Consider the following 26,074-nt stretch of genomic DNA (forward strand, 5'->3'; position numbering starts at 1 on the left):
GATGAGTGAAGTAAAAACAGTGGAAAACATGGTGAGTATCAAGATTGATGGTGAGGAGTATCAGGCTGTAGAGGGTGAGTATATCCTTAATGCGGCGCGCGCCAATGATGTCTTTATACCGGCAATTTGTTATTTGACAAGATGTTCGCCTACTTTGGCATGTCGTATCTGTCTTGTAGAAGCAGACGGTAAGCAGGTCTATGCTTGTAATGCGAAAGTAAAAGAGGGGATGGAGATCACGGTAAGTACTCCCAATATCCTTGAAGAGCGTAGAGCGATCATGGAAGTCTATGATGTCAACCACCCGCTACAGTGTGGTGTGTGTGACAAGAGTGGGGAGTGTGAACTTCAGAATTATACACTTGAACTGAATGTTGATTCTCAAAGTTATGCGATCCCTGATACCAAGAGAGAGACGCAGAACTGGAGTTCAGTACTCCACTACGATCCGGGCCTCTGTATCGTATGTGAGCGTTGTACAACCGTCTGTAAAGATATGATCGGTGATGCAGCGATCTCTACAACCAAAAGAGGTGGAGAGGCGATCGATAAAGAGTATAAAGACTCTATGCCGAAAGATGCTTACTCTATGTGGAACAAGCTTCAGAAGTCGTTGATCGCTCCGAGTAACGGAACGGATCAGACAAACTGTTCAGACTGTGGTGAATGTATCGCGGTATGTCCGGTAGGTGCATTGGTAAGTAGAGATTTCGTCTACCAGTCAAATGCATGGGATCTTAAACGTATTCCTGCAGTTTCAGCGCACTCAAGTGACGGTTTTGCGATCTACTATGAGACAAAGCCAAGATCGATCGAAGATAGAAGCGAGAAGATCTTCCGTGTAACGAATGAGTGGAACTATGTATCACTGGACGGTTCAGCACGTTTTGCCTATGACTTTGAAAACGAGGATGCAACAAAAGATGAAACAGCATTCAATGCGGCAATCGAGGCATTCAAAAAAGCTGAAACGATCAGATTTAACTCAGTGATCACAAATGAAGAAGCAAAAATGCTTCAAACGCTCAAAGAGAAGATGGGTGTCAAACTTTACAACCCTGAAGTGAGAGCATTCCAGAAATTCCTGAACCACTACCAGGCAGCCAGCGGTAGAACACTTTGGTCAACTGACACCGATGCGATCATGAAAAATGCAGACTTTGTGATCTCGGTAGGTGCGGCACTAAGAAATGACAGCCCGGGGTTGAAGTATGCCTACAATAACGTACAGAAGATGAACAAGGGTGCCGGACTTTACTTCCACCCGGTAGGTGACACGCTGATCCCTTCATTTGGTAAAACGGTTGAGTGTTTCAACCATAAACCGGGGCTCGAAGAGGCAGCACTCTATCTTGTACTTGATCTTTTTGCCGATGCGGATAAGCTTCCTGAAGAGGTAAAAGCATATATCGCTTCATTTAAAACTTCAGAGACAAAGACGATCAAAGAGAAAGTCGACAAGACTGTTAAAGAGATGGTCAAAAATGAAGAGACGGGAGAAGAGGAAGAGGTCACCAAGAAGGTAAAAGAGACAGTAGAGAAAGAGATTACTGTTGAGAAGAACGGCCTGATCGATCTACTTGGCGGAAACTCTGAAAAATTTCCGGATGCATTTGAGAAGATGATGAAGAAGAAAGAGTCATTCTCAATGATGGTAGGTGAAGACCTCTACTTCCATGAGAAAGCGGAAAATATCGCTAAGTTGATTGCTTTGATCGAAGCGACAACAAGTATTGATGTAGTGATGACTCCACCAAAATCAAATGCACTCGGTGTTGCGTTGATCTGTGATCTTGATGACGAAGCGGCCGGATATACGATCGGGTACAACGAAAACGGTGACTTTAGACTCTCTGCACTGGGTAACGGTGACCTTGATATGCCGGCAATGAACCAGCAAGAGGGAACGTTCACCAACATGTCAAAAAGAGTGGTTCCTACGAACGCAGCACTTGCCTATGGCGGATATGAGTTGAACGACCTGATGAAGGTGCTTGTAGGTGCACCGGAGTTGACGATCGACTGGACACCGATGCTTCCTGAAGATAAAGGATACCAGGCTGTTGCATTTGACGACCTTCCAAACGGATATTTCAACGATGGCAGCGAGAACCGCGGTTATCTTCTTGAAATCACATCGACTGAAGTGGCACTTCCGGAAGTTGCGAAGTTTGACGAATCTGCAGCACTGGAAGGTGAAATCGCCTATAGATGTAACCCGGCAAGACAGTTTAACGACTTCACAGATAAGTCACATGAGATCTTCGAAGCATTCGGTCTCTATGCAAGTACGGCAAAAGCAGAAGAGCTGGGTGAAAAGGTTGAAGTTGTATTTGATAACGGCAGTATCGTGATGGATGTGATCGCAGATGCGAAGATCGAGGGTGATATTGTCAAAGTATCAGACTTTAGGGCTGCAGCAGGTGTATATGATCTCTTCGGTGGATCAAGATACAAAAATGTAACAATTAAGAAGGTGTAAAAGATGGAAACAACAACACTTATAGAACAACTACCGGAGGTAACGGCTGCAGGTGTCGCGATCAAAGCGATCCTGATCCTTGCGATTATCTCTGCAGTAGCAGGTTTCGGTACATTCCTAGAAAGAAAGGTTCTTGCATTTATGCAGCGCCGTCTTGGACCGATGCACGTAGGTCCATATGGATTGCTTCAGATTGCGGCAGATGGTATCAAACTCTTTACCAAAGAGGATATCGTACCACAGCATGCAAACGCATTTATCTTTAAAGTAGCACCTGTGATTACTGCAGCTACGGCATTTATCGCGCTTGCAGGTGTACCGGTGTTCCCGGACTTTACCATTCCTGAGTTTATACCGGTACTTGGCGGTACGTTTGTTCCATCGATCGCATCGGATGTGAATGTCGGAATTCTTTTTGTGATCGGTATGATGGCAGCAGGTCTTTACGGACCACTGCTTGCAGGTATGGCCCAGGCAAACAAATGGGGTATTATCGGTGCCGCAAGAACAGCGATCCAGTTCCTCTCCTATGAGGTGGTAACAGGACTTTCTCTTCTTGCTCCGATCATGCTTGTGGGATCACTCTCTTTGGTTGATTTCAATGAAGCGCAATCAGGCGGGTTTACCTCATGGTTCATCTGGCAGCAGCCGGTAGCATTTGTTCTTTTCCTGATCGCGGGATTTGCTGAGACAAACAGAACACCGTTTGACCTTCTTGAGCACGAAGCAGAAGTCATCTCTGGGTATGCAACAGAGTATTCGGGGATGAGATGGGGTATGTTCTTTATCGGTGAGTATGCGAACATGATCACGATCTCTATTCTCGCAGCGGTGGTTTTCCTCGGGGGATACAATGACCTTGGATTTATTGCGGGTTGGATCATAATCCTCTTCAAAGTGGCATTCTTCTTCTTCTTGATGCTATGGGTAAGAGCAGCTTGGCCGCACGTTAGACCGGATCAGTTGATGTGGCTGTGTTGGAAAGTCTTGATGCCGATTGCAGTGATCAACGTTGTAATCACCGGTATTGTGATGATGGTATAAGGGAGTAGTTATGGGTTTAGAACAATTTAAAAATAGAAATGTAGGGATGCAAGAGTATAAAGTACTTGACCTGCAGGAGTCTCCAAAGACTCCAATGGCAAAGTTTGCTCAGGTGGTAAAAAGAACCTTCAAGGGTGAGCTTTTTGTCGGTCTTTGGGTCACAGTGAGAGAGATGGGAAATGCACTCTTCAGGGGGCAGATGCATACGGTGAAATATCCGCTGGAGAAACTCCCGATCTCACCAAGATACAGAGCGATTCATGAGATGCTTAGACTGCTTGAGAGTGGGCACTACAGATGTATCGGTTGTGGACTGTGTGAGAAGATCTGTATCTCTAACTGTATCACGATGGATACGAGATATGATGAGAATCAGCGTAAAGAGGTAAGTGAGTATACGATCAACTTCGGTCGCTGTATCTTCTGTGGGTATTGTGCAGAAGTATGTCCGGAACTTGCGATCGTACACGGTCCGAGATATGAGACCGCTTCAGAGCAGAGAGCAAGTTTCTCACTCTTTGAAGATATGCTTACACCGATCGACAAGCTTAGCTTGCAGCAAGAGTATGATGGATTTGGTGCGGTATCTCCAAATGCTGACGAAAACATCAAAAAAACGCCACTAGCGTACTAAGGAGGAGGTTGTCATGGAAAACTTTTTGGCATCACTGTTTACAGTTCAGGGGTTTGCATTTTACCTCTTTTCAATTTTGACGGTAATCCTCTTCTGGATTACGGTAATGAGTAATAACGTACTCTATGCGATGACGGCTTTGGCATCAGGTATGGTACTTATTTCAGGTTTCTTTTTCATCTTGGGAGCGGACTTCCTAGGTGTAGTTCAACTGATCGTCTATGTAGGTGCGGTAATGGCACTCTACTCATTTGCGATGATGTTCTTTGATGCAACAAGAGAGGTCAAAGAGAAGAACACAAACGGTGGAGTGGTATTTGTACTGGGAGGACTCAGTGCATTGGTACTCGTATTGATGTTTGCTGCTCCGATTCACTCTGAGAGTATTCAGGCACTCTATCCGATGCATGAGGGTGTAGGGAATGCTCAAGATGTAGGTATCGTACTCTTTACAAAATACCTTATCCCGTTTGAGGTTGCAGCGGTTATGCTACTCGTTGCAATGATCGCAGGTATTATCCTTGCAGGTAAGAAGATGGATCAATCTCTTACTGAGATAATGGATGAGGATGCGGGAGAAGATGAAATTTTGACACAAAAGGATGAGAAATGATAGGTTTATCACACTACCTGATCGTATCAGCACTTCTATTTTCTATAGGGTTGATTGGCGTACTTAGAAGAAGAAACCTATTGATGCTCTTCTTCGCAACGGAGGTTATGCTCAATGCAGTGAATATTGCATTTGCAGCTATTTCACACTATTACAACGATCTTACAGGTCAAATGTTTGCGTTCTTTGTGATCGCGATCGCAGCTTCAGAAGTTGCCGTTGGACTTGGTATCTTGATCGTACTGTATAAAAAACACGGAAGTCTTGATCTTGACGATCTTGCGACGATGAAGGGATAATGATGGAAAAATTAGTATATATCGCACTCTTTGCACCGCTAGTCTCTTCGCTCTTTGCAGCGATGTTCGCGATGACACCAAGAAAGACTTTTGTTGGTATTATTGCGTCGCTTCTGCTCTTTACAGGATTTGTCGCATCGGCAACACTGGCTGTGAATATCTTCACTACAGGTGAAGCTGTCTCAGTGACAATGATGCAATGGATCGGGATGGGAGACCTTTACATTCCGTTCGGTTTTGTAGCGGACCAGGTTTCTGTGACGATGATGACGATGGTGTCACTGATCTCTACGATCGTTCATGTCTATTCGATCGGGTATATGGATCATGACAAATCATTTAACAGATTCTTCTCTTACCTCTCGGCATTCGTATTCTCGATGATGGTACTTGTCATGAGTGACAACTTTGCAGGTCTCTTTATCGGTTGGGAAGGTGTTGGTGTCTGTTCATGGCTGCTTATCGGTTTCTGGTACCATAAGCCGGACCAGTCAAGAGAAGACAATCCTTCTATCTCTCCATCATGGGCAGCGAACGAAGCGTTCATTATGAACCGTATTGCCGACCTTGGTATGCTTGTCGGTCTATTTATCCTTTACTGGAATGTAGGTTCACTTCAGTACGACAGAGTATTTGCAGCAATCCCAAATCTTGATCAGTGGATCCTGAACGGTGCGGCAATTGCACTCTTTATCGGTGCAATGGGTAAATCAGCACAGTTCCCTCTTCATACTTGGCTTACAGATGCGATGGAAGGTCCTACGCCTGTATCTGCATTGATCCACGCTGCTACGATGGTAACAGCCGGTGTATTCTTGGTGATCAGAGCGAACCCGCTCTTCTCAGTGACTCCTGAAGTAAGTTACTTTATCGCAGCGCTTGGTACATTTGTAGCCTTCTTTGCTGCTTCTATGGCGCTGGTAAACAGAGACCTTAAGAGAATCATTGCCTTCTCAACACTCTCTCAGCTTGGTTATATGTTTGCTGCTGCCGGACTCGGTGCCTACTGGATCGCACTTTTCCACCTTGTGGCACACGCATTCTTTAAAGCACTTCTTTTCCTTGGTGCCGGTAACGTAATGCACGCAATGCATGATGAGCTGGATATCTTTAAAATGGGTGGATTGAAGAAAGTAATGAGACCTACCTATATCTATATGGGTCTTGCTTCTTTGACACTGGCAGGTATCTTCCCGCTTGCAGGATTCTTCTCAAAAGATGCGATCATTGAGACAGCGTTCAATGAAGGAACATACATTCTCTGGATCATGCTTGTAATTACTGCAGGTATGACTGCATTCTACAGCTTCAGACAGGTATTCCTTACATTCCACGGAACAGAGAGATATGATCACCACGAGATCCATCCGCACGAGATGTACAAATTCGTACTGATCGCGATGTCTCCACTTGCGATCCTTGCAGTGATCGCCGGTTTCTTCAAAGGAGGATTTGAATCATTTGTGACAACTCTCCTTCCTGCGTATCATATGAGTGAACATACACACCACTATGTATGGCTGCTTACAGCGATCGTAACACTCTTTGCAGTTGGCGGTATCGTACTTGCGTATATCAAGTACAACAAGGGTCTTGAGAGAAGTGAAAAACTTGAGAACAGCTTTATCTATAAGTTGCTTGCAAACCAGTACTATATTCCAAATATCTATACAGAGTTGATCTCTAAGCCATATGCAATGATCTCTGAGAAATTCTGGAAGAGTATAGACATGAATATTGTAGATAGAACAGTAGATGGTATTGCGCACTTCTTCTATAAGAGTGGGGATGTCAACAGACGTATGCAGACCGGTAACCTGTCACACTACCTTAATTGGATGGCTGTAGGTGCGGTTGTGCTCATGGTAGCTGCAGCAGTAACGGCGATGATAGGTTAAGGAGTAAATAGATGGATTATATTTTAAGTATATTGGTATTTTTCCCGGCAATCGCAGGATTGCTTGGGTTTGTGATAGATAAGGACAGTGCCAGAGTTTATGGTATTACTGTAGCTGCGATAGAGTTCTTACTATCCTTGTGGTTGTGGTTCAGCTTCGACGGAAGCAATGCGGGAATGCAGTTTGTAGAGCTTATCCCGGTGATTCCTGATTTTGGTGTGAACTACTACCTTGGTGTTGACGGTATCTCTCTCTTCATTATATTAATGACGACAATGATGACACTGATCGGTATTATGAGTTTGAGCGTAAAAGAGAATGTAAAAAACATGATCATTACGCTTCTTTTCCTTGAGATGACGATGGTCGGTGTATTCGTTGCACTTGATGCGATCATTTTCTACCTCTTCTGGGAGCTTTCACTTGTACCGATGCTTTATATCATCGGTGCATGGGGTGGTGCTTTGAGAGTCTATGCAGCGGTCAAGTTCTTCCTCTACACATTTGCAGGATCACTGATCATGCTGGTCGGTATGCTTTTCATGGCATATACCTACCACAGCCTTACAGGTGTATGGAGCTTTGCACTGACTGACTGGTATGCATTGGTGCTTCCTGTGAATTACCAGATGTGGTTATTCGCTGCATTCTTTGTCGGGTTTGCGATCAAGGTTCCTATGTTCCCGTTCCATACATGGCTTCCGTATGCACACGGACAGGCACCGACGATCGGTTCAGTGATCCTTGCTGCGGTACTGCTTAAGATGGGTACCTATGGATTTGTAAGATTCTCACTCCCGCTTTTCCCTGATGCAGCAGTGTTCTGGATTACGCCGATCGCGGTACTCTCCATTATCATGGTTATCTATACGGCGATGGTTGCATATGCACAAAAAGATATGAAGCAGGTGATCGCTTATTCATCTGTTTCTCACATGGGTATCGTCATGCTCGGTATCTTTGCAATGAATGCTGAAGGTATCGGTGGTTCTGTATTCCAGATGCTTTCACACGGGATTGTTTCGGGTGCACTGTTCATGCTTGTAGGTGTGATCTATGACAGAAGACATACAAAGATGATGGACGAGTTCGGTGGTATCGCAGCGATCATGCCGAAATACGCAGTGATCTTCGGTATCATGTTGATGGCTTCAGTGGGGCTTCCGCTTACGATCGGATTTGTCGGTGAATTCCTTGTATTGGTAGGTTTCTACCAGGTATCTCCGATCATGACGGTCCTTGCAGGTACATCGATCATTATCGGTTCTGTGTACATGCTTACGCTCTTTAAAAAGAGTTTCTTTGGCCCGGTAACAAAAGAGGAAAACAAAGTACTCAAAGATCTTGATGCAAAAGAGACCTGGTCACTTGTTCCGCTTGTAGCGATTGTTATCTGGTTGGGTATCTATCCAAAACCTATCCTTGATCCGATCGACAACTCTGTCAAAGCGATGTTGAGTTTCATGGATGAAAAAGCGATCACGCAAGAGGCAAAAGATATGATACATGTAGCGAAATCAACGAAGGAGGCGAAATAATGTTAGAGCCTATTAAAGTAAGTTTAGAGAGTCTAAACCTTATCACACTCGCGCCGATGCTTATCGCCATTGCGGGTGGTTTGATTATTTTGTCTATCGATCTACTTAGAGAGGGACTTCATAAGTCTCTCTATGTCATGTTGACAGTGTTAATATTGGTGGTTGATCTTCTTTCTACTGTTGGTCTCAATATCAATGAACGGGGGTTTTTCGATGTCATGCTTATCGATGGTATCTCGATCGTCTCACAACTCCTTGTGATTGTAGGGTCAATCGTATTTATTCCATTGGCACTTGGCTCAAAGAGATTCCACGAGTACTCCTATCCTGAGTTCTTTGCACTCTTCTTGTTCATGGTTGCCGGATTCCAGTTTATGGTGGCATCAGATAACCTGATCCTGATCTTCGTAGGACTTGAGACAGCATCTTTGGCACTCTATACGTTGATCGCTCTGCACAACAGAAGCAACTCTTATGAAGCAGCAGTGAAGTATTTCACTATGGGTGCATTGGCAGCCGGTTTCTTCGCGATGGGTTCAGCAATGATCTATGCATTGACCGGATCTGTTGAGCTTTACAAAGTGGCTGAAGTACTAGCAACAAGAACTGGAGAGGCAGATCTTATGATCGCGATCTTCGGAGGATTTGTATTGATCCTTGTAGCACTTGGATTTAAACTCTCACTCTATCCGTTCCACACATGGGCACCGGATGTATACGAGGGTGCATCTGCTGCATTGGTCGGATATATGTCAGTGGTTCCGAAAGTAGCTGCATTTGTGGTAGCGATCAGAGTATTCGGTATGTATATTGATCTGGGGATCGAGTGGGCAAGAACGACGATTCTTGTGATCGCAGTACTTACTATGACATTGTCGAATATTATGGCACTTGTTCAGGAAGATGTAAAACGTATGCTTGCATACTCGTCGATCTCTCATGCAGGTTTTGTTATCGCTGCACTGGCACTTGATACAACAGAGGGTAATACCAGTATCTTCTTGTACTATGCGCTCTTTATGTTTACCAACCTTGGTGCATTTGCAATGCTATGGATCTCACCTCATAAGATGAGAAGATTTAATAACAGATATGACCACCCGTATGAGAAGTTTGCAGGATTTATCAAGATCATGCCTATGGGTGCTGTGATCATGGCACTCTTTATGCTGTCACTTGCCGGTGTACCGCCATTCTCGGTATTCTGGGGTAAAATCTACGTGATGCAGGCAGCGGTCAACGCAGGATATATCTGGTTGGCGATCGTCATGGGTCTTAACTCTGCGATCGCAGCATACTACTACTTGAAGTTGGTAGTCTATATGTTCCTGAAAGATCCGGTAAAAGATGTAGATACGATCTACTATAACATCTCGAGACCGCTTATGGTAATCATCGGTTTTGCAACCGCTGCAACGGTAGGAGCGATCTTCTACGTCCAACCACTGGTATCGTATATCTACTATATGATCAGTGCAAGCGGGTATTAAATTTAGCGTTCAGCGTTTAGCGCTGAGCGTTTAGATTATTTTCTTCATTTTATATAGTATTCATTAATTCATCTCTTACAAGAACAACTTTTTCTTCAACTCTTATACATAGCTTTTTATGATACCTTTAAACCGGAAATTGTTGAATGTAGCAGTGTGGGGTACACTTGCTCCGACGTCACATTAATATTTCCCTTGTCGGGATGAGGGCATCCCGACCTACCTGTATGATTCGGTAGAAATACTATCTGGGTAACGTATTCAGAGTAGAATACGTTTCAACTCTTCCACACTGCCTTTGATGACACCCTCAAACTGGGAGGTGTTGAATGTGGTTTGGCGTTTGGCGAGGCGTGCGGTATTGGTCGTGATCTTTTCTGCAAGCATCGCTTTGTCATAGACCCCGTCGAGGTAATCAAGGGTCTCTTTGATCCCTATCGATTTCATACAGTTCGGTTTGCGTGTATATTTTTTCTCCAGCATACATATCTCATCGATGAGTCCCTCTTTGAGCATCAGTTCCGTTCTTAGGGCGATACGTTTACGCAGCACTTCTCTCTCTATATCAATCCGGTAGATAGGTAAAGTCCCTTTTATAACAGATGCAGGAGGATTGGCTTTGAAGTACTCTGAGGGTGTCATTCCCGTTTCCAGATAGATATTGAGCGCTTTTTCTATACGGTATCTGTCACTCTGGGAGATACGTTCCATATAAACCGGGTCAAGATCATATAAAAACTGATACGTCTCTTTCAGATCTTTTAGCATCCGGGCTGTTTTGTCTCTTACATGTTTAGAGACAGAGGGGAGGTCACTGATCCCTTCAATAAGCATTTTAAGATAAAAACTTGTGCCTCCCACAATCACCAGGTTTTTCCCTGCATGCATTGCTTTATGATAGACTTCTTGATAGAGTTTAACAAAAGTTGTCACATCAAAATGTTCATCGGGATAGAGATGGTCTATCCCAAAATGCTCGATGCCGGCTCTCTCTTTCTCTGTAGGTTTGGCTGAGACAATGTCGATCTCTTTATAGATAGAGAGTGAATCCAGTGAGAGGATATAGGCATCCATCTTTTGTGCTATCTCTATTGAGAGAGAGGTTTTACCTGATGCAGTAGGGCCGATAAGGGCTAATTGTTTGATCGTTTCATTCATAAGTGTAATCATACCATAACCCCAAAAAGGGTAAAATGAGGCAAATTATTATGAGGTATTTATGAACTTATTTGATAAGAACAACCGATTCAATATCGCAAACCTGGTAACCTTTACCAATATCTCACTGGGAGTCATCGCGATCTACTTTATCGTCAAAGGTGACTTTTTTACAGCGATCGTGTTGGCATGGATTGCGGGAGCATGTGATATCATCGATGGAAAGCTGGCACGCAAGTACAAACTCTCTACAGAGTTTGGTGTACAGCTTGACAGTTTTGCAGACTTTTTGTCTTTTGTGGTCATGCCGTCATTTCTGCTCTTTTATGCATTGGGTAAGGGGATCACCTCCGGTGTTCAGGAAGTGATAGTCGGTATCGTGTTTATCGTCTATATCCTTATGGGACTGAGAAGACTGGTGGAGTTTAACCTTAAAGCCGATGTAGGTGAAGTGGAAAAATTCTTTGAGGGTGTTCCTACTCCATTAGGGGCGATCTTGCTCTGGATTCTGTATCTGGTCTATAGCTATGCATTGGTAGAAAATGTCTATGCGATCACACTTCTGGTAGCTGTCATCGCGTGGTCACTCAACTCAAAACTCAAAATCCCGCATCCATAGAGAGTAGATCGTGCATCATATCAAAAAGAAATTCTCCGACCTCTCCGAATTGGTAATGTTTCAGCACTCGGTCTTCTCTTTACCTTTCATCTTTATTGCTATGTTGGTAGCTTCTTATCATGAGAATGGTTCGGGGTGGTTTGGATGGAAACTGCTTTTACTGGGAACATTGGCAGCAGTCAGTGCCAGAAACTACGCTATGGGCGTCAACCGCTATCTGGACCGGGATATCGATATACTCAATCCGCGTACAAAGAACAGACCCTCTGTGGACGGCAGGGTCTCTGCGACACAGATGTTCTGGTTTATTCTTCTTAATGCAGCGGCTTTTGTAGCGGTTGCCTACTTTATCAATACACTGGCACTGCAGCTTTCACTTCCGATACTGATCGTATTGGGTGCGTATACCTACTTCAAGCGTTTTTCCGCTTTGGCACACTTGATACTGGGGATCAGTCTTGGGCTCGCACCGATTGCGGGAGAGGTAGCTGTATCAGGGATGATCAGTTTATGGTCTGTCTCTCTTGCTGTTGGCGTGATGTTCTGGGTAGCGGGATTTGATCTGCTCTATTCACTGCAGGATATGGAGTTCGATATAGCACAGGGGCTGCACTCTATCCCTTCAAGGTTCGGTGCGACAAAGACGATGTGGATCGCGCGGCTGTTTCATCTGCTGGCGGTAACCTTCTGGATACTCTTTGTGATAGAAGCTGGGTTGGGACTCTTTGCCGTTCTGGCGATCGTATTTGCTGCCTTCATGTTAAGCTATGAACACTATCTGGTCAGTAAGGACTTTACAAAGATAGACAGAGCATTTTTCACCGTGAACGGATATCTGGGATTTGTATTTTTGATCTTTATCATTCTGGAGGTGATCTGATGGAGATGTTCGACTATATCGTCATAGGCTTGCTGGTACTTTTAGTGTTGGTTCTCTTTGGGCTGATCTCGGAAAACAGAAAAGTGAGAAAAGAAAATCATCTGTTAAACCAGGTGTTGGAGAAGAAAGATATGACGATAGCGAACCTTGAGGCTTCCAGAGTAGCTGTCCAAGAGGTAATCGAGAACTTTTCGATCAGTGATGAAGTGATGGCAGGGATAGAAGCCGGGGAGAGCAGGGAAGCGCTTGCACAAAGACTGGGTATCCCTGTAAGCAGGATCGAGCTGATCATAAAATTTGACAAGATCAAAAAAGAACAGACAACCGTCTAGTAATCTTTATAGAACAATTAATTCAACATTATCACATAGATTTTCTCTCGTCATTCCCGACCTCGCACCCCCCCCAGGGGCATTTCCTTCGAGCATCGGGAATCCACATGCTTAAGTGCATCGAACTGTAGATTCCTGCCTCCGCAGGAATGACGGTATTTATTATTGAGCTGGAAACAGCAGATCAAACGCCTTTTTATAGGGTATACCTACCTGATAAGATAAAGTTGAACAAATAACTGGAAAACCACTTGCTAAATAAAGAATATTATGGTACTATTCCATCCTCTTTATGAGAATATGCGACCATAGCTTAGCTGGATAGAGCATCGGTTTGCGGTACCGAAGGTCTCAGGTTCGAATCCTGATGGTCGTACCACTTTTTGTCTTATTTGTATTCATCTTTCACGCGTCTCCATTTGACGTACTGGATGTACGCCGCTTTCAGATCACGCAAAATCTGAACACAACTAAGAAAAAGAGTGAGCATAAAGAGATTTGAAATAAAAGTTTCTTGAAACTAAGCAAAGCTTAAGTTTAAGTAGCTATAATTTCATCCACTTCAACAGATGGCTCTGTAGCTCAGTCGGTAGAGCAAAGGATTGAAAATCCTTGTGTCGGCGGTTCGATTCCGTCCAGCGCCACCACTACTTATAATTTTCATAAAAAAATCAAAAAATTATTAACATTTCTTAAGATAACTGGAGAAATTAACAAAAATCCTCTTATTTATTGCATCAAAATATTTTATGTAACCCCTTCAAAGGCCCTGTATTGGGGCCTTAGCGCCTGTGATTAATTATTTGTTAACTTTTTGTTTATTTTTATTGACACCGTTTTAGTTTGTTCGCTATAATTTGGGGTATTCAAAAAAAACAAGGAGATTACAATGAAAAAAGCTTTATTACTTTCAGTAGTAGCGTCGTCAATGATTATGGCAGGTGGAGATATCGCTCCAGTTGAGCCAGTAGTTGAAGCACCGGCAGAGGTAGCAGGATGGGAGTTCTCAGGAACTGCAAAAGTTTATTATCAAACTGCAGGTCAAGATGTGACTAGTACAGAAAAATATATGGGAGATGTTGTTTATTCTGGTAGTTATGAAAATGATATCTTTAAACAAGAGTCTTCAGCAGCAGATTTCGGTCTTCAACTAAGAGCAACAAACTCTGATCTTATTGCAGGGATCGGTGCAGGTGTTGAAGTAAGCGGTCTTTCTACACTCAACCTTGAAAACTGGATGGTTTCTAATGTAATGCAAGGTACAGCAAACGATGGTGATATCGATGATCTAACTGATGGTGGGTGGATCTCTCAAATGTACTTGACTTACGGATTCGGTAACACATCTATCAAAGCGGGTCGTCAAGAGCTTCCAAAAGGACTTTCTCCGTTTGCATTCTCTGAAGACTGGAACGTGTTCAAAAACACATTCGATGCAGTATTGGTAGTAAACAGTGACCTTCCTGACACTGCATTGGTAGGTGCATGGGTAGCTGGTGCAAACTTCAATGCATTTGGTGCTGGTAACAACATTACTGACTTCAACTCTCTCAATGACGAGAAAGGTGTATGGATGTTGACTGCACAGAACAAGTCTATCGCAAACCTTACATTGACTGGTTCTTACTACTTCGCGGATGATTTCTTGGGTGATAGCCTTAACATCCTTTGGGGAGATGCGCAGTACGATGCATCAAGCTTCAATGTAGGTATCCAGGGTGGTACGGTAATGCATGATGCATTTGCTGATGATATCGTAGCATTCGGTGCAAAAGTAGGTGCTGAGCTTGCTGGTGCACACGTAATGGCTGCATACTCAAATGTAAATGATGGTGGTGTTGACCTAGATCTTGATGGTGATCCTGATATCGGTGGTATCTTCAACATCGGTGGTACAACATCAGCGCTTTACACTGACCTTCTTTCTGACCAAGTTTCAAACGGTTTGTTGATGGCTTATACAAGATTTGATATGGATAAATTCGTTGTAAAAGGTAACATGGATGCACTTGGTGGAAACATTTCTGCTGCATACGGGTACACTGACTTTGATACATGGAACGGTGACCTAAACGAGTTCAACCTTGGATATACAACAAACATTACAGATGCATTAAATCTTAACGTTGCGTATGCATACATCGCTGCTGATCTTACTGAGATAGATGGTGATTATAGCTACAACGAAGATGCAGAGATGAATGTTGTTCGTGTAATCGCTACATACAACTTCTAAGAAACACTTTCGTTTCTTCTTAGAGTCCGGGCTTTTGCCTGGCTCTAGCCTCTCTTTTTTTCTTTCAATATTCTTTTAATTTCACACCTTTTTCATTTACGCTATAATGCTGAATAATTTTAACTACTATGTATTGGATTTTTATGAGCAAAAAACTACATTTAGTCAGTCTTGGCTGTACCAAAAACCTGGTGGACAGCGAAGTGATGCTGGGGCGTCTCAGAGAGTATGAGATCACCGATGACAACAAAGAAGCCGATGTCATCATCGTCAACACCTGCGGCTTTATCGATGCAGCCAAAGAGGAGAGTATCAATACGGTACTGAACCTGCATGATGAACGCAAAAAAGAGTCGATCCTGGTCATGAGCGGCTGTCTCTCTGAACGCTACAAAGAGGAGTTGCAGGCTGACCTGCCTGAAGTTGATATCTTTACAGGGGTGGGTGACTATGAGAAGATCGATGCGCTGATCGCAACCAAGCAGAGCAGTTTCAGCCCTGAAGTCTATCTGGCAACTGAAACGTCAGGCAGGGTGGTGACAGGGTCAAACTACCATGCCTATATCAAGATCGCAGAGGGGTGTAACCAGGCCTGTGCATTCTGTGCGATACCAAGCTTTAAAGGTAAATTGCATTCACGTTCACTTGCCTCCATCCAAAAAGAGGTAGAGCATCTGGTAGCAGAAGGCTTTTACGACTTTTCATTTATCTCCCAGGACTCTTCAAGTTACGGAAGAGATATAGGGATGAAAGATGGCTTGTATGCGCTTGTAAAGAGCATTGAGAAGATTGAGGGTGTAAGATTGGCACGTATCCTGTATCTCTATCCAAGTACAACAACGTTTGAGCTTATCGATGCGATCGCGGATTCGGAAGTATTCCAGACCTATTATGATATGCCTATCCAGCATATAGACGACCGTATGCTCAAGGTGATGAAGCGTGGTTTCGGGGAGAAAAAGACGAGGGAACTGCTTGAACATATGAAGTTAAAACCGGGCGCCTTTATCAGAACTTCAGTGATCGCAGGGCATCCCGGTGAGACTGAGGAGAGCTTTGAGAAGCTCTGTACTTTCATGGAAGAGTTTGGCTTTGACAGATTCAATACCTTTACCTACTCCAATGAAGAGACCACAGCTGCCTACACCTTGGAACAGATACCAGATGAGATCAAAGAGGAACAGGCAGCAATCCTTGGAGAGATCGCAGAGTGCTCGACACTGGCATCTCTTCAGAAGATGGTAGGTCAAACGGTGGAACTTGTCATTGACGGAGAGAGTGAAGAGCATGAACTTCTCCTCTCTGCAAGGCCACTGCAATGGGCAGTCGATATCGACGGAGAGATACTGATCAACGACACCTCTGATCTGCCTATCGAGTATGGCAAGGTCTATGAGGCCAATGTCACTGAACTGGTGGGAGATCAGTTGCTCGCAACCTTAGTGAAACAGGTATGATCGATTCAGTACTTCTTAAAACGCTCAAAGCAAAAAAGAATCTTCTGGCCTTTTCAGCAGGGGTAGACTCCTCTGCACTTCTATTCCTCTTATTGGAACACCATATCCCTTTTGATATCGCTTTAGTGAACTACGGTACAAGAGAGAGCTCTCAAGCGGAAGAGGCGCATGCCAAAAAACTGGCGCTGCAGCATGGTTTCAGATGTTTTACCGTCAGAGCACCGCAGTTTGAGAGTCGCTTTGAAGAGCAGGCCAGGGGATTCAGGTATGCCTTTTTTGAAGATCTGATCCAGGAGAATGGATATGATACACTGTTAACAGCACACCAGTTGAATGATCAGCTTGAGTGGCTGCTGATGAGACTCTCCAAGGGGGCAGGCCTTTCTGAACTGCTTGGACTGGAAGCAGTGAGTCAAAAAGAGGATTACCAGCTTATACGTCCGCTTCTTGAAGTCAGTAAAGAGGAGCTTTTGGAGTACCTTGAGAAAAATAACTATCCATACTTTATAGATGAGAGTAACCAAGAGGTAAAGTATGAACGCAACTACTTTAGAAAACACTTCTCCGATCCATTGATCTCACGGTATAAAGAGGGGATCAGACGCAGTTTCAAGTACCTGAAATTCGATCAAAAAAGGCTTGAGCGTCAATTTGAACTGCTGCATAGAGAAAAGGAACTTCATATTATCAAGCTGCATCTACCGGAGGCCAAGGTACAGGCGGCAGATAGCATACTCAAAAGCCTGGGATATCTGATGAGCGGTGCACAAAGAGAGGAGTTGGAGAGATCAGGGAGTCTGGTGATCGGAGGGAAGTGGGCAGTAGAAGTGCAGAATGATCTTCTCTATATAGCTCCATACCGCACTGTAGATATGCCAAAAGCCTTTAAAGAGAAGTGCAGGGTAGCAAAGATCCCTGCCAAGATCAGACCCTATCTGTTTGAAGCAGAGATCGATCCTGCATCCATCATTTCTAATCTTTAACGCCACACTTCAAATGTTCGTACATGGTTCTACACGGCTCAGGGTGAACAGACAAAAGTGATCTAATCGCGTAGTGTGCGTAATCACGCACCAATAAGGTGGGTTTTTTAAAGCCTATCGGAACCTAGCAGAGTATGCCACGTTTATTATTGTGACCAATTACGAATCCAGATATTAATGTACGTCAACCTGTGGATCCCCGGGTGCCCGTAGGAAATGCCCTTGGGGTACAAGCCCGAGGATGACGAAAGCACTTGACACCTTATCATGACCCTGTCACGATGCTACCTGCTACCTACTCTTCACTGCTATCCTCTGAGCCTTTATGGGCAAGGGGATGCGCCTTCATATACTCATTCATCTTTTTTGCCGTACCGAGTTTCGTATAGACCTGTGTCGTGGCCATCGTAGCATGCCCCAGGAGCTCACTGACATCTGCGATCCTTGCTCCTTGGTTAAGCAGGTGGGTGGCAAAGGAGTGACGAAGCTGGTGAGGGGTTGCTTTGATGCCGTGTGATTTGAAAATTTTGGTCAGTCTGTAGCGCAGCTGTGCACTGTTGAGTGGGACATTTCCTTTTTCAAAGAGATACTTTTTGGGTGTATGGTTAGCCAGATAGGTATTGATAAGATCCCTGATAGCAGGCAGAAGCGGCAGTTCTCTTACTTTGTTCCCTTTTCCTCTCACCTGTACCCACTCCGGCTGTATCTGAGAGAGCTGAAGCGTACTCAGTTCCGTAATACGCAATCCAAGTCCATAGAGCATGGATATCAGTAGTTTCTCTTCGAGTGTGGCACTCTGGAGTACTTCCTGGATATATTGGGCCTCTATAGGCTTTGGAAGGCTTTTGGGTACCTTGATAGATTCACCGGCAATCAGCCTGATAGGCAGATTCTCTTGTTCCTCGAGGTAGTTGATGCATGAGTGGATCGCTGTCAGTTTTGTAGCAATCGTATGTTTGTTCTTTTTGGCGATCTGAAATCTGTAGGGGGTAATATCAAGTACAAAAGCATTATCTTCCTGATAGAAGTGACTGACCTCCATCATCTGTCTGAGTGCTACCTCATACGTCGTTAAGGTTGCTTCGGAGTAGCCCCTGATATCTACAAGATAGTCTAAAAATCCGTCGATGAGTTCCTGGAGCTTTTTCATTTATATGATGGTGTGTTCCAGCATTTTATCCGTAAGGTAGGCTTTTGCCTCATCGAGTTCCATCCCATCCATCTGAAGTACCTTGATATGGAAGTCAATGGTGGAAAAAGGTTTTGGGACGACAAACCTGTCCCAGCTACCCAGTTGCCAATATCTCTTACAGGTGAAATTGACTGCATAGATAGGGAGCTTACCTTTTACGGCCAAGGCGACTGCACCGTCACTCACTTCATGTCTCGGTCCTCTTGGACCATCGGGTGTGACAAGCAGGTCATCCCCTTTTTTAAGCGCACGGAAGGCTTCCAAAAGGACCTGTTTTGCACCCCTTGAGCTGGAACCTCTCAGTGGTGTAATATAAAAATACTCAAGTACTCTGGCGATCATCTCTCCGTCAAAGTGTCTGGAGATGATGCCCGAAGCAGACTGTTTTTTATGGAAGTGGCGATAAGCCTGGGGGGAGAGCAGAAGTTCTCCATGCCAGCAGACAATGACCCCTGGATCCTGAGTAACCTCTCCTTCAATATGGAAAGACTTTCTGGAGGTATACCAGTAAAACCTCATAAGAAGGTAGCCCAGGGGAGGGAGGATCACTTTTGCGATGGCTCGTGTGATATCTTTTCTCTTTGCCATGATCTGCTTTACGGGTTGATGACCTCTCCGTCAAGAGAAGCTCTGGATGTTTTTGTGATCTTTACATCTTTGATATTTCCAAGAAGCTCTTCGCTTCCTTCTACAAAGATGAGTCTGCCATCATCCGTCCGACCGGAAACCCTTCCGTTAGGCTTGAGTTCATCAAAGTAGACTTTGTGTACTTTCCCAAACTGATCATCCATTTGTGCGGCCAAGATCTCAAAGTGTCTTGCCTGCAGACGGCTGAGTCTCTCTGAAGCGATCTCATCAGGAACCACATCACTGAAGTGTTGTGCTTCCGTATGCGGTCTTGGAGAGTATTTGAAGGAGAAGACCTGTTCAAACTGCACTTTTTCAAGTACATCCATGGTATCTTCAAAATCCTGATCACTCTCTCCGGGGAATCCGACAATGATATCCGTTGAGATCGTAGCTTCCGGACAGAGTGCACGTATCTTGGCACAACGGTTTAAGAAGTTCTCTTTGCTGTACCCGCGTTTCATTGACTGAAGCAACTGCGTAGATCCGCTTTGAAGCGGTACATGGATCTGTTTGCAGATCTTCGGATTGGAGGCAAACTCCTCGAGGAAGGCATCATCCATATGAAGCGGATGCGGTGAGGTAAACCGGATACGCTCCAACCCTTCGATCTTGGAGATCTTTTGAAGCAGTTGCGTAAAGTTGATCTTCTCTTCACTGCTTCCAAAACGGCGTCCGTAGTTGTTGACATTCTGTCCAAGGAGCATCACTTCTTTCGCCCCTGTTTTAACTGCCTTGGTGATCTCCTGTACGATCAGATCGCTAGGGATAGAGATCTCTTCCCCTCTGGTAGCAGGAACGATACAGAAAGTACACTTCTTATCACATCCTATCGAGATGTTGACCATCGCTTTGTAAGGGTTACTGCGGTATTCGCCGAAAGCATAGGTACTCTCATCATAATCTGTAGCGATCTCAACGGCATGTTTTTTCTCCAGCACCGTGTTGATCTTAGAGACATTTCTGGCACCTAGGACAAAGTCTACTACCGGAGCACGCTTGATAATATCTTTACCGAGGTGTGAAGCGGTACATCCTGTGACGCCGATCTTGGCACCCTCTTTTTTACGTTTGTTAAATATACCGATTTCACTGAAGAGTTTGGCAACGGGTTTTTCCCGTACCGAACAGGTGTTGATAATGATCAGATCGGCATCTTCAAGATTCTCTGTAAGTTCGTAGGAGTCTTCTTTATTCAGTTCTGCGATCATATGCTCACTGTCGCGAACATTCATCGCACACCCGAGTGTTTCGATAAAAAGTTTTTTACAATTCGGCATCTAGTGCCTCGCTGAATGGTATTTTAATACTTATTGACAAGTTACTTCTTTTTTATTGTAGGTTTTGGTGGATTAAGCGATAATGTGTACTTCATAGATGTACTCATTCTCATCCATGCCATATTTTACTTCTCTCATATAGACGGAGTATCCCTTCTCTTCGAAATACTCGATCAGTTCTTTAAGCTCTTTGTGAGAGTTTTCTTTATCAAAGTAGAATATAGACTTGTTTGCTAACTCTTCTTCCAATTTGGCTAATTCAATGGTTTTGGGCTTTGCTTTCAGAGTTGTTCTAGCAAGTTTTAGTTTCATCTACATTCCTTTTATTATGTGTACTCATAGTTAATAATATTATACTTTATTTTTCGTAAAGCTTCGTTTAGCTATAATAATCCTCTACAAAAACACCACTTCCTAGATGTTCTTAACACTGTTATGTTACCTCTTGTAGCGGTTAAAATTGAAACAGAGTTATAACGAAAAGAATTTAATCAATGGTAAACTGAGAAACAAGGATATACGTTGGAAAAAATATTAGATATTATTGAAGCAATAGCATTAGAAAAAAACCTTTCAAGAGAGAGTGCGATAGAAGCATTTAAAGAAGCACTGACAAATACGGCAAAAAAATTGACCTCTCCTACAAGCACCTTCGAGGTAATGATCGATTCTGATACAAAAACGTATGAGATCAATAAAGTCATTACTGTTGTCAAAGATGATGATGACCAGCTCTACACTGAGATTATGAGAGAGGGGAAAAGCCAAGAGGTAGAGTCTGACAGTTTTATCTCACTCTCTGATGCAAAAGAGTTTGATGAGTCCATCGAACTTGGTGATCAACTGAAAGAAGAGTTTGTATTGGAAGATTTTGGACGTACTGCTTCGGCAAACCTTTTCAAAGAGCTTGAGTATCACATCCAGAGACGCATAGAACAGGATCTTTTTGAAAAGTATAAAGAGAAGATCGGTACGATCATGATCGGTAATGTCAACAGAATCGATGCGGATGAGAACACCTATGTCGAGATAGGCGAGCTCAAAGGTGTACTTACACTTAGAAACCGTATCAAGGGTGAAAAGTTCAAACATGGAGATACCATCAAAGCACTCTTGCGTTATGTCAGCGTTGATCCAAAACAGGGATTGTTTCTGGAGCTTACAAGAACCTCACCGAAATTTCTAGAGGCACTGATGGCTAAAGAGGTGCCTGAGATCGATGATGGTGTGGTTGAGATCGTCGGAGCGGCCAGAATCCCGGGTGAGAGAGCAAAACTGGCACTCAAAACCGATCAGACAAATGTGGATCCTATCGGAGCGGCTGTAGGTGTAAAAGGTGTACGTATCAATGCGGTAAGTGCAGAGTTGTGCGGTGAAAATATTGACTGTATCGAGTACTCTCCTATCCCAGAGATCTATATCACGCGTGCTTTAAGTCCTGCGATCACAAAAAGTATCAAAGTGATTCCGGATGAGAAAAAAGCAGTGATCAACATCACTTCAGATCAAAAAGCAAAAGCGATCGGGAAGTCAGGTATCAATATCCGTCTTGCCTCTATGTTGACAGGGTACGCGATCGAGCTTAACGAGGTAGAAGGTATCGTTGAGAGAGCACCAGAGGCTACGGCTGAAACCGGAGAAGTGGAAAAAACAACAGATACTTCAGCACTTGCGGATCTCTTTAAATAAGAGAGACACTTTACAATGCAACTCCTTCCCATCGTCTTGATGGGAATGCAAAGAACCACTAAGATATGTTCTTCCTCTGATGTAAATCATCAACTTTTTAAACGCTTTTGAATGTATATTTTCTTTTATAGTTTTCATTATAAAACATCCCCATATAGAACATTTTATAAGGTTTTCTATTGAAGGGTATAGATTTATAGGCTGTAAATGTCGCTATAGTGAATAACGTTATAAAATATGTTAGATTATAAGGTTTTGTTGTAGTGATATAAAATGTCATTCCAAATTAGTGTTTTAAATACAAGTCAGATACAATAAATAAATGATAAACGAGGGGAAGGAAAATAATGTCTCATGAGTATTATATAATTACGATTATCGTAATTATGATTCCCATCTTTATTTATAGTCATTTTTATCAAAATAGGCAAAAGAAACAACTTGTTTATATAAAAAATTACATATTCCCAGACAGAATCAAACTTAAACTCAAGGAACAATATCAACATCTGACAAATGAAGAAATCGACAAGGTTCTTTTTGCACTTCGCGATTATTTTTCTATAGCAAATAAAGCTAATGGAAAAACTGTTGCAATGCCATCTAAAGTTGTGGATACCGCCTGGCATGAATTTATTATTTTTACTAAAGTATATAAGACATTTTCTCAAAAAGCTTTTGGAAGATTTTTTCACCATATACCAACTGAATCTATCGAAGCTAAAGAAAGCGTAGATGATACATTAAAACTCACATGGAAACTTGCTTGTTTGCATGAAAATATCATGCCAACAGATCCTGATAAATTGCCCTTACTATTTGCTATTGATGAACTGTTGAAAATTGAAGATGGAAATATATATTCTTTAGATGATGATTTAACCAATATGCTAACTTCTCAAAAGTCAGATTGTTTCGGAGTTAGTGGTGGTGGAGGTTGTTCTGGTTTCACAGGCTGTGGAGGGTCTTGAAGTTGAAATCTTAATTTTAAAAACCTTATAAAATATATAACTTTATGAGGTTTTCATTATTGCAAAATAAGTGCTTTTATTGACCTTTGCGTTATGAAGCTTTTTGTTATAATCCAGGAAGAAAAAGGGGGTTTTATGTGTTTAAATAGAAGAGTTGTTTTTGCTATCGGGATTACTGTTCATTTTTTAGTATTTATTAATTTATTTAGCATGATAAAAGATATACATATTGTATACAGCATTGTAATAACTATTTTATTTTTTACACTACCAATTTTATTGAGTATATTTACAAAATGTCCAAAGTGTTCAAATTTTATTTTTTATAATCCCCATGCAAATTTTGCTCAGTTTAATCCTTCTCTTCCATTAAGTAATAAGTATTGTAAAAAATGTGGTCAAGATTTAGATAAATGTGAGATAGAAACAGATGAAATAACAAATAAGCATTTAGGGAAGCCTAATTAATTAGGCAATATTAGTTGTGGGAAAAGGATTTTTTACCGACACATAAAAACCTTATAAAATATATAAATTTATAAGGTTTTATCCACTATTTATGATTCGTTCCCATCGTCTCGATGGGAATGCAGACTAGAACGTAATGTATCATTAGAGGTTTTATAGTGACTAAAAGTTATATTTACACTCCCATCGGGACGGTGGGAGCGAGAAGTACTGAAAAAGTAGGGTAGAGATACCCTGAAAAAGAGGATGATCTTAGCTTAAGATCATTGAAGCAAATTTCTCTGCATCGAGTGATGCACTCCCTACCAATACCCCATCTACATTGTCGATAGAGGCGATCTCTCTGATATTGTCAGGGTTGGCACTTCCGCCATAGAGTAGGGGACAAGCTACTGCTTTTCTGAGTGCTTGATGCGTTGATGCGATCTCTTCAATAGTTGCACTTCTTCCTGTACCGATCGCCCAGATAGGCTCGTAGGCTACGATGAGGTTTTCATAACCTGTATCAATCCCTTCGAATTGAGCCAAAAGGTAGGCATTGACCGCTGCATCACCTTCCTGGCGTACTTCAAGCGGTTCACCGATACAGTAGATGATCTCAAATCCTTGTGCTTTAAAGAAGTCAAACTTCTCTGCAACCTTCTCCTGGGACTCTCCCAGAAGTTCACGTCTTTCACTGTGACCGATAAGCAGCGTTTTGACACTGAACTCTTCGAGTTGTTCCAGGCCGATCTCACCGGTAAAGGCACCTTTTTGCGCCGGATATGCATTTTGTGCACCCAGGGTAAAGTCACCCTCGTAGTGATCCAATGCGGTAGCAGGAGGAAAGACATACACCTTATCCCCGCTCTTTTTTGCAGCAATTTTTTGACTCAAAGTATCAAAGTACGCTTTTGTACTACTTCTCGTATGATTGGTTTTGAAGTTGGCTGCAAATATCATTTTATTTCAGGGCCTCAAGACCTGGAAGCTCTACACCCTCAATGAGTTTGAGGCTGGCACCGCCACCTGTACTCACAAAGGTCATCTCATCAGCATCACCGGCTTTATTGACTACGTCGGCAGTATCTCCACCCCCTACGATGGTTGTAGCATGTGTCTGTGCGATATTGTGTGACATGGCGATACTTCCTTTGGAGAAGCGATCCATCTCATAGACACCCATTGGACCATTCCAAATGATCGTCTGTGCATCATTGAGTGCTTCACGGAAAAGACGGCTGCTTGCAGGTCCGATATCCAGTCCCATCCAACCTTCCGGTATCTCCTGGGTAGGAAGGAATTTTACCGTGGTATTTTCAGAGAATTCTGGAGAGACGACGACATCTACCGGAAGATAGAACTTTACACCGTTCTCTTTCGCCTTTTCCATGATCCCTTTTGCTTCCTCGATGAGTTCATCTTCAACCAAAGAGTTCCCGATCTCATACCCCTGTGCTTTAAGGAAGGTAAATGCCATTCCTCCTCCGATAATCACTTTGTCAACCTTTTCGATAAGATTGGTAAGGGCTTGAAGCTTTCCTGAAACTTTACTTCCGCCTACCACTGCTACAAACGGTCTGACAGGATTCTCTATCACTTTAGAGAAGAAGTTGATCTCTTTTTCCATCAGGAATCCTACTGCTTTGTGCTCCTGATCAAAAAACTGTGTGATCGCATGGATAGAAGCATGTTTTCTATGGCATGCACCAAAGGCATCATTGACATAAAAGTCTGCCAAGCCTGCAAGTTTTTTGGCAAAATCTTCGTCATTCGCTGTTTCACCTGCTTCATAACGAAGGTTCTCAAGCAGAAGAATGTCACCGCCCTGAAGCTGTGCAGCCTTGTTGTGTGCATCCTCACCGACCACATCTTCTGCCATAAAGATCCCGTTTTTGATCTTGAGAAGTGTATGCAGTCTTTTGGCAACCGGAGCGAGGGAAAATCTCTCCTCATACTGTCCCGGTTCAGGTCTCTCATAGTGAGAAGCCAGGATGATTTTACACTCACGGTCGATACAGTAACGGATGGTTTGCAGTGCAGAACGGATACGTCTGTCATCCGTAATGTTCCCAAACTCATCTTTCGGTACGTTAAAATCACAACGGATAAATACACGTTTACCTGCAATATCTAGACTTTTAATATCTTTCAACTCTTTTCCTCTTCTTTATACTGATTTAAAACTGATTGAAAGAGGAGCAA

The 26,074-nt window shown here is 43.1% G+C and carries 24 protein-coding genes and 2 tRNA genes; 19 read left to right on the forward strand and 7 right to left on the reverse strand.

All coding sequences use genetic code 11. The features are described 5' to 3' along the window. The first annotated feature begins 1 nt into the window (after position 1). Genes AC4JOV_RS01085 through nuoN form a run of 8 tightly spaced genes read left to right on the forward strand, consistent with a single transcriptional unit; the run spans position 2 to position 9,998 of the window. A complete protein-coding gene (locus AC4JOV_RS01085; protein ID WP_229936966.1) occupies positions 2 to 2,482 on the forward strand; it encodes an NADH-quinone oxidoreductase subunit G in 2,481 nt (826 codons plus the stop codon). A 3-nt stretch (positions 2,483 to 2,485) separates the two neighbouring features. Further along, positions 2,486 to 3,526, forward strand: coding sequence for an NADH-quinone oxidoreductase subunit NuoH (gene nuoH, locus AC4JOV_RS01090; RefSeq protein WP_229936965.1), 1,041 nt, complete (start codon positions 2,486 to 2,488; stop codon positions 3,524 to 3,526). A gap of 10 nt (positions 3,527 to 3,536) precedes the next feature. After that, complete coding sequence (gene nuoI, locus AC4JOV_RS01095; protein WP_229936964.1) at positions 3,537 to 4,160, forward strand: NADH-quinone oxidoreductase subunit NuoI; 624 nt, start codon at positions 3,537 to 3,539, stop codon at positions 4,158 to 4,160. A 13-nt stretch (positions 4,161 to 4,173) separates the two neighbouring features. Further along, positions 4,174 to 4,773, forward strand: a complete 600-nt coding sequence (locus tag AC4JOV_RS01100) for an NADH-quinone oxidoreductase subunit J (RefSeq protein ID WP_229936963.1) — start codon at positions 4,174 to 4,176, stop codon at positions 4,771 to 4,773. After that, complete coding sequence (gene nuoK / locus AC4JOV_RS01105; RefSeq protein WP_229936962.1) at positions 4,770 to 5,072, forward strand: NADH-quinone oxidoreductase subunit NuoK; 303 nt, start codon at positions 4,770 to 4,772, stop codon at positions 5,070 to 5,072. Before AC4JOV_RS01100 ends, nuoK begins: the two co-directional genes overlap by 4 nt. Before the next feature lie 2 nt (positions 5,073 to 5,074). Next, positions 5,075 to 6,970, forward strand: coding sequence for an NADH-quinone oxidoreductase subunit L (gene nuoL / locus AC4JOV_RS01110; protein WP_229936961.1), 1,896 nt, complete (start codon positions 5,075 to 5,077; stop codon positions 6,968 to 6,970). An 11-nt stretch (positions 6,971 to 6,981) separates the two neighbouring features. Next, positions 6,982 to 8,508 carry an NADH-quinone oxidoreductase subunit M gene (locus AC4JOV_RS01115; protein WP_229936960.1) on the forward strand — a complete coding sequence of 509 codons (1,527 nt, stop codon included), beginning with the start codon at positions 6,982 to 6,984 and terminating at the stop codon, positions 8,506 to 8,508. Further along, positions 8,508 to 9,998 carry an NADH-quinone oxidoreductase subunit NuoN gene (gene nuoN / locus AC4JOV_RS01120; protein ID WP_491522168.1) on the forward strand — a complete coding sequence of 497 codons (1,491 nt, stop codon included), beginning with the start codon at positions 8,508 to 8,510 and terminating at the stop codon, positions 9,996 to 9,998. The genes AC4JOV_RS01115 and nuoN overlap by 1 nt, the downstream gene beginning before the upstream one ends. Positions 9,999 to 10,259: 261 nt before the next feature. Here the strand turns inward: nuoN and miaA are convergent, their stop codons facing one another. Beyond that, entirely contained in the window at positions 10,260 to 11,168 is a 909-nt protein-coding gene (miaA, locus tag AC4JOV_RS01125; protein WP_229936958.1) for a tRNA (adenosine(37)-N6)-dimethylallyltransferase MiaA, read from the reverse strand. A 49-nt stretch (positions 11,169 to 11,217) separates the two neighbouring features. Between miaA and AC4JOV_RS01130 the strand changes: the two genes are divergently transcribed. From AC4JOV_RS01130 to tilS, 8 genes are all read left to right on the forward strand, one after another. After that, positions 11,218 to 11,775, forward strand: coding sequence for a CDP-alcohol phosphatidyltransferase family protein (locus tag AC4JOV_RS01130; protein ID WP_229936957.1), 558 nt, complete (start codon positions 11,218 to 11,220; stop codon positions 11,773 to 11,775). Between the two features lie 10 nt (positions 11,776 to 11,785). Continuing rightward, on the forward strand, positions 11,786 to 12,655 hold the full coding sequence (gene mqnP, locus AC4JOV_RS01135; protein ID WP_229936956.1) for a menaquinone biosynthesis prenyltransferase MqnP: 870 nt from the start codon (positions 11,786 to 11,788) through the stop codon (positions 12,653 to 12,655). Continuing rightward, positions 12,655 to 12,987, forward strand: coding sequence for a sigma-70 family RNA polymerase sigma factor (locus AC4JOV_RS01140; RefSeq protein WP_229936955.1), 333 nt, complete (start codon positions 12,655 to 12,657; stop codon positions 12,985 to 12,987). Before mqnP ends, AC4JOV_RS01140 begins: the two co-directional genes overlap by 1 nt. A 302-nt stretch (positions 12,988 to 13,289) precedes the next feature. Next, a tRNA-Arg gene (locus tag AC4JOV_RS01145) sits at positions 13,290 to 13,366 on the forward strand. 192 nt (positions 13,367 to 13,558) lie between these two features. Next, positions 13,559 to 13,634, forward strand: a tRNA-Phe gene (locus AC4JOV_RS01150). 242 nt (positions 13,635 to 13,876) lie between these two features. Next, on the forward strand, positions 13,877 to 15,223 hold the full coding sequence (locus tag AC4JOV_RS01155; RefSeq protein ID WP_229936954.1) for a hypothetical protein: 1,347 nt from the start codon (positions 13,877 to 13,879) through the stop codon (positions 15,221 to 15,223). 143 nt (positions 15,224 to 15,366) lie between these two features. Further along, positions 15,367 to 16,680 (forward strand): 30S ribosomal protein S12 methylthiotransferase RimO, encoded by a 1,314-nt coding sequence (gene rimO, locus AC4JOV_RS01160; RefSeq protein WP_229936953.1) that lies wholly within the window; start codon positions 15,367 to 15,369, stop codon positions 16,678 to 16,680. Next, the gene (gene tilS, locus AC4JOV_RS01165; protein ID WP_229936952.1) at positions 16,677 to 17,663 is read left to right on the forward strand and encodes a tRNA lysidine(34) synthetase TilS; all 987 of its coding nucleotides are present in this window, start codon (positions 16,677 to 16,679) and stop codon (positions 17,661 to 17,663) included. Before rimO ends, tilS begins: the two co-directional genes overlap by 4 nt. A 295-nt stretch (positions 17,664 to 17,958) precedes the next feature. Here tilS and AC4JOV_RS01170 read toward each other — a convergent pair whose 3' ends face one another. The 4 genes from AC4JOV_RS01170 to AC4JOV_RS01185 all read right to left on the reverse strand — a co-directional run bounded on the left by AC4JOV_RS01170 (position 17,959) and on the right by AC4JOV_RS01185 (position 21,074). Then, positions 17,959 to 18,813, reverse strand: coding sequence for a tyrosine-type recombinase/integrase (locus AC4JOV_RS01170; protein WP_305799969.1), 855 nt, complete (start codon positions 18,811 to 18,813; stop codon positions 17,959 to 17,961). Further along, entirely contained in the window at positions 18,814 to 19,443 is a 630-nt protein-coding gene (locus tag AC4JOV_RS01175) for a lysophospholipid acyltransferase family protein (protein WP_229936951.1), read from the reverse strand. Positions 19,444 to 19,451: 8 nt separating this feature from the next. Beyond that, on the reverse strand, positions 19,452 to 20,762 hold the full coding sequence (miaB, locus tag AC4JOV_RS01180) for a tRNA (N6-isopentenyl adenosine(37)-C2)-methylthiotransferase MiaB (protein WP_229936950.1): 1,311 nt from the start codon (positions 20,760 to 20,762) through the stop codon (positions 19,452 to 19,454). Positions 20,763 to 20,834: 72 nt separating this feature from the next. Further along, a complete protein-coding gene (locus AC4JOV_RS01185) occupies positions 20,835 to 21,074 on the reverse strand; it encodes an HP0268 family nuclease (RefSeq protein ID WP_229936949.1) in 240 nt (79 codons plus the stop codon). A gap of 210 nt (positions 21,075 to 21,284) precedes the next feature. Here AC4JOV_RS01185 and nusA point away from each other — a divergent pair, with 210 nt between their 5' ends. The 3 genes from nusA (at position 21,285) to AC4JOV_RS01200 (ending at position 23,890) form a co-directional block, all read left to right on the forward strand. Next, positions 21,285 to 22,451, forward strand: a complete 1,167-nt coding sequence (gene nusA / locus AC4JOV_RS01190) for a transcription termination factor NusA (RefSeq protein ID WP_229936948.1) — start codon at positions 21,285 to 21,287, stop codon at positions 22,449 to 22,451. Positions 22,452 to 22,798: 347 nt separating this feature from the next. After that, complete coding sequence (locus AC4JOV_RS01195; protein WP_229936947.1) at positions 22,799 to 23,422, forward strand: glycine-rich domain-containing protein; 624 nt, start codon at positions 22,799 to 22,801, stop codon at positions 23,420 to 23,422. Between the two features lie 135 nt (positions 23,423 to 23,557). Continuing rightward, positions 23,558 to 23,890, forward strand: a complete 333-nt coding sequence (locus tag AC4JOV_RS01200) for a hypothetical protein (protein WP_229936946.1) — start codon at positions 23,558 to 23,560, stop codon at positions 23,888 to 23,890. Between the two features lie 252 nt (positions 23,891 to 24,142). Here AC4JOV_RS01200 and AC4JOV_RS01205 read toward each other — a convergent pair whose 3' ends face one another. Together AC4JOV_RS01205 and AC4JOV_RS01210 are read right to left on the reverse strand one after the other, a co-directional pair. Further along, positions 24,143 to 24,832: a triose-phosphate isomerase gene (locus AC4JOV_RS01205; protein ID WP_229936945.1), complete on the reverse strand. Its 690-nt coding sequence runs from the start codon at positions 24,830 to 24,832 to the stop codon at positions 24,143 to 24,145. A gap of 1 nt (position 24,833) precedes the next feature. Continuing rightward, positions 24,834 to 26,024, reverse strand: coding sequence for a phosphoglycerate kinase (locus AC4JOV_RS01210; protein WP_229936944.1), 1,191 nt, complete (start codon positions 26,022 to 26,024; stop codon positions 24,834 to 24,836). Positions 26,025 to 26,074: the final 50 nt, after the last annotated feature.

Source organism: Sulfurovum sp. MH2-6 (assembly GCF_058374785.1).

What these genes read in the sequence shown, in the direction of transcription:
- AC4JOV_RS01195 (WP_229936947.1), top strand. Translation starts at nt 22,799, where the DNA reads ATGTCTCATGAGTATTATATAATTACGATTATCGTAATTATGATTCCC.
- AC4JOV_RS01205 (WP_229936945.1), bottom strand. Translation starts at nt 24,832, where the DNA reads ATGATATTTGCAGCCAACTTCAAAACCAATCATACGAGAAGTAGTACA.
- nuoN (WP_491522168.1), top strand. Translation starts at nt 8,508, where the DNA reads ATGTTAGAGCCTATTAAAGTAAGTTTAGAGAGTCTAAACCTTATCACA.
- miaB (WP_229936950.1), bottom strand. Translation starts at nt 20,762, where the DNA reads ATGCCGAATTGTAAAAAACTTTTTATCGAAACACTCGGGTGTGCGATG.
- AC4JOV_RS01085 (WP_229936966.1), top strand. Translation starts at nt 2, where the DNA reads ATGAGTGAAGTAAAAACAGTGGAAAACATGGTGAGTATCAAGATTGAT.
- AC4JOV_RS01200 (WP_229936946.1), top strand. Translation starts at nt 23,558, where the DNA reads ATGTGTTTAAATAGAAGAGTTGTTTTTGCTATCGGGATTACTGTTCAT.
- miaA (WP_229936958.1), bottom strand. Translation starts at nt 11,168, where the DNA reads ATGATTACACTTATGAATGAAACGATCAAACAATTAGCCCTTATCGGC.
- AC4JOV_RS01130 (WP_229936957.1), top strand. Translation starts at nt 11,218, where the DNA reads ATGAACTTATTTGATAAGAACAACCGATTCAATATCGCAAACCTGGTA.
- AC4JOV_RS01140 (WP_229936955.1), top strand. Translation starts at nt 12,655, where the DNA reads ATGGAGATGTTCGACTATATCGTCATAGGCTTGCTGGTACTTTTAGTG.
- nuoI (WP_229936964.1), top strand. Translation starts at nt 3,537, where the DNA reads ATGGGTTTAGAACAATTTAAAAATAGAAATGTAGGGATGCAAGAGTAT.
- nuoL (WP_229936961.1), top strand. Translation starts at nt 5,075, where the DNA reads ATGGAAAAATTAGTATATATCGCACTCTTTGCACCGCTAGTCTCTTCG.
- AC4JOV_RS01170 (WP_305799969.1), bottom strand. Translation starts at nt 18,813, where the DNA reads ATGAAAAAGCTCCAGGAACTCATCGACGGATTTTTAGACTATCTTGTA.
- AC4JOV_RS01185 (WP_229936949.1), bottom strand. Translation starts at nt 21,074, where the DNA reads ATGAAACTAAAACTTGCTAGAACAACTCTGAAAGCAAAGCCCAAAACC.
- tilS (WP_229936952.1), top strand. Translation starts at nt 16,677, where the DNA reads ATGATCGATTCAGTACTTCTTAAAACGCTCAAAGCAAAAAAGAATCTT.
- AC4JOV_RS01100 (WP_229936963.1), top strand. Translation starts at nt 4,174, where the DNA reads ATGGAAAACTTTTTGGCATCACTGTTTACAGTTCAGGGGTTTGCATTT.
- nuoK (WP_229936962.1), top strand. Translation starts at nt 4,770, where the DNA reads ATGATAGGTTTATCACACTACCTGATCGTATCAGCACTTCTATTTTCT.
- AC4JOV_RS01175 (WP_229936951.1), bottom strand. Translation starts at nt 19,443, where the DNA reads ATGGCAAAGAGAAAAGATATCACACGAGCCATCGCAAAAGTGATCCTC.
- AC4JOV_RS01155 (WP_229936954.1), top strand. Translation starts at nt 13,877, where the DNA reads ATGAAAAAAGCTTTATTACTTTCAGTAGTAGCGTCGTCAATGATTATG.
- AC4JOV_RS01115 (WP_229936960.1), top strand. Translation starts at nt 6,982, where the DNA reads ATGGATTATATTTTAAGTATATTGGTATTTTTCCCGGCAATCGCAGGA.
- rimO (WP_229936953.1), top strand. Translation starts at nt 15,367, where the DNA reads ATGAGCAAAAAACTACATTTAGTCAGTCTTGGCTGTACCAAAAACCTG.
- nuoH (WP_229936965.1), top strand. Translation starts at nt 2,486, where the DNA reads ATGGAAACAACAACACTTATAGAACAACTACCGGAGGTAACGGCTGCA.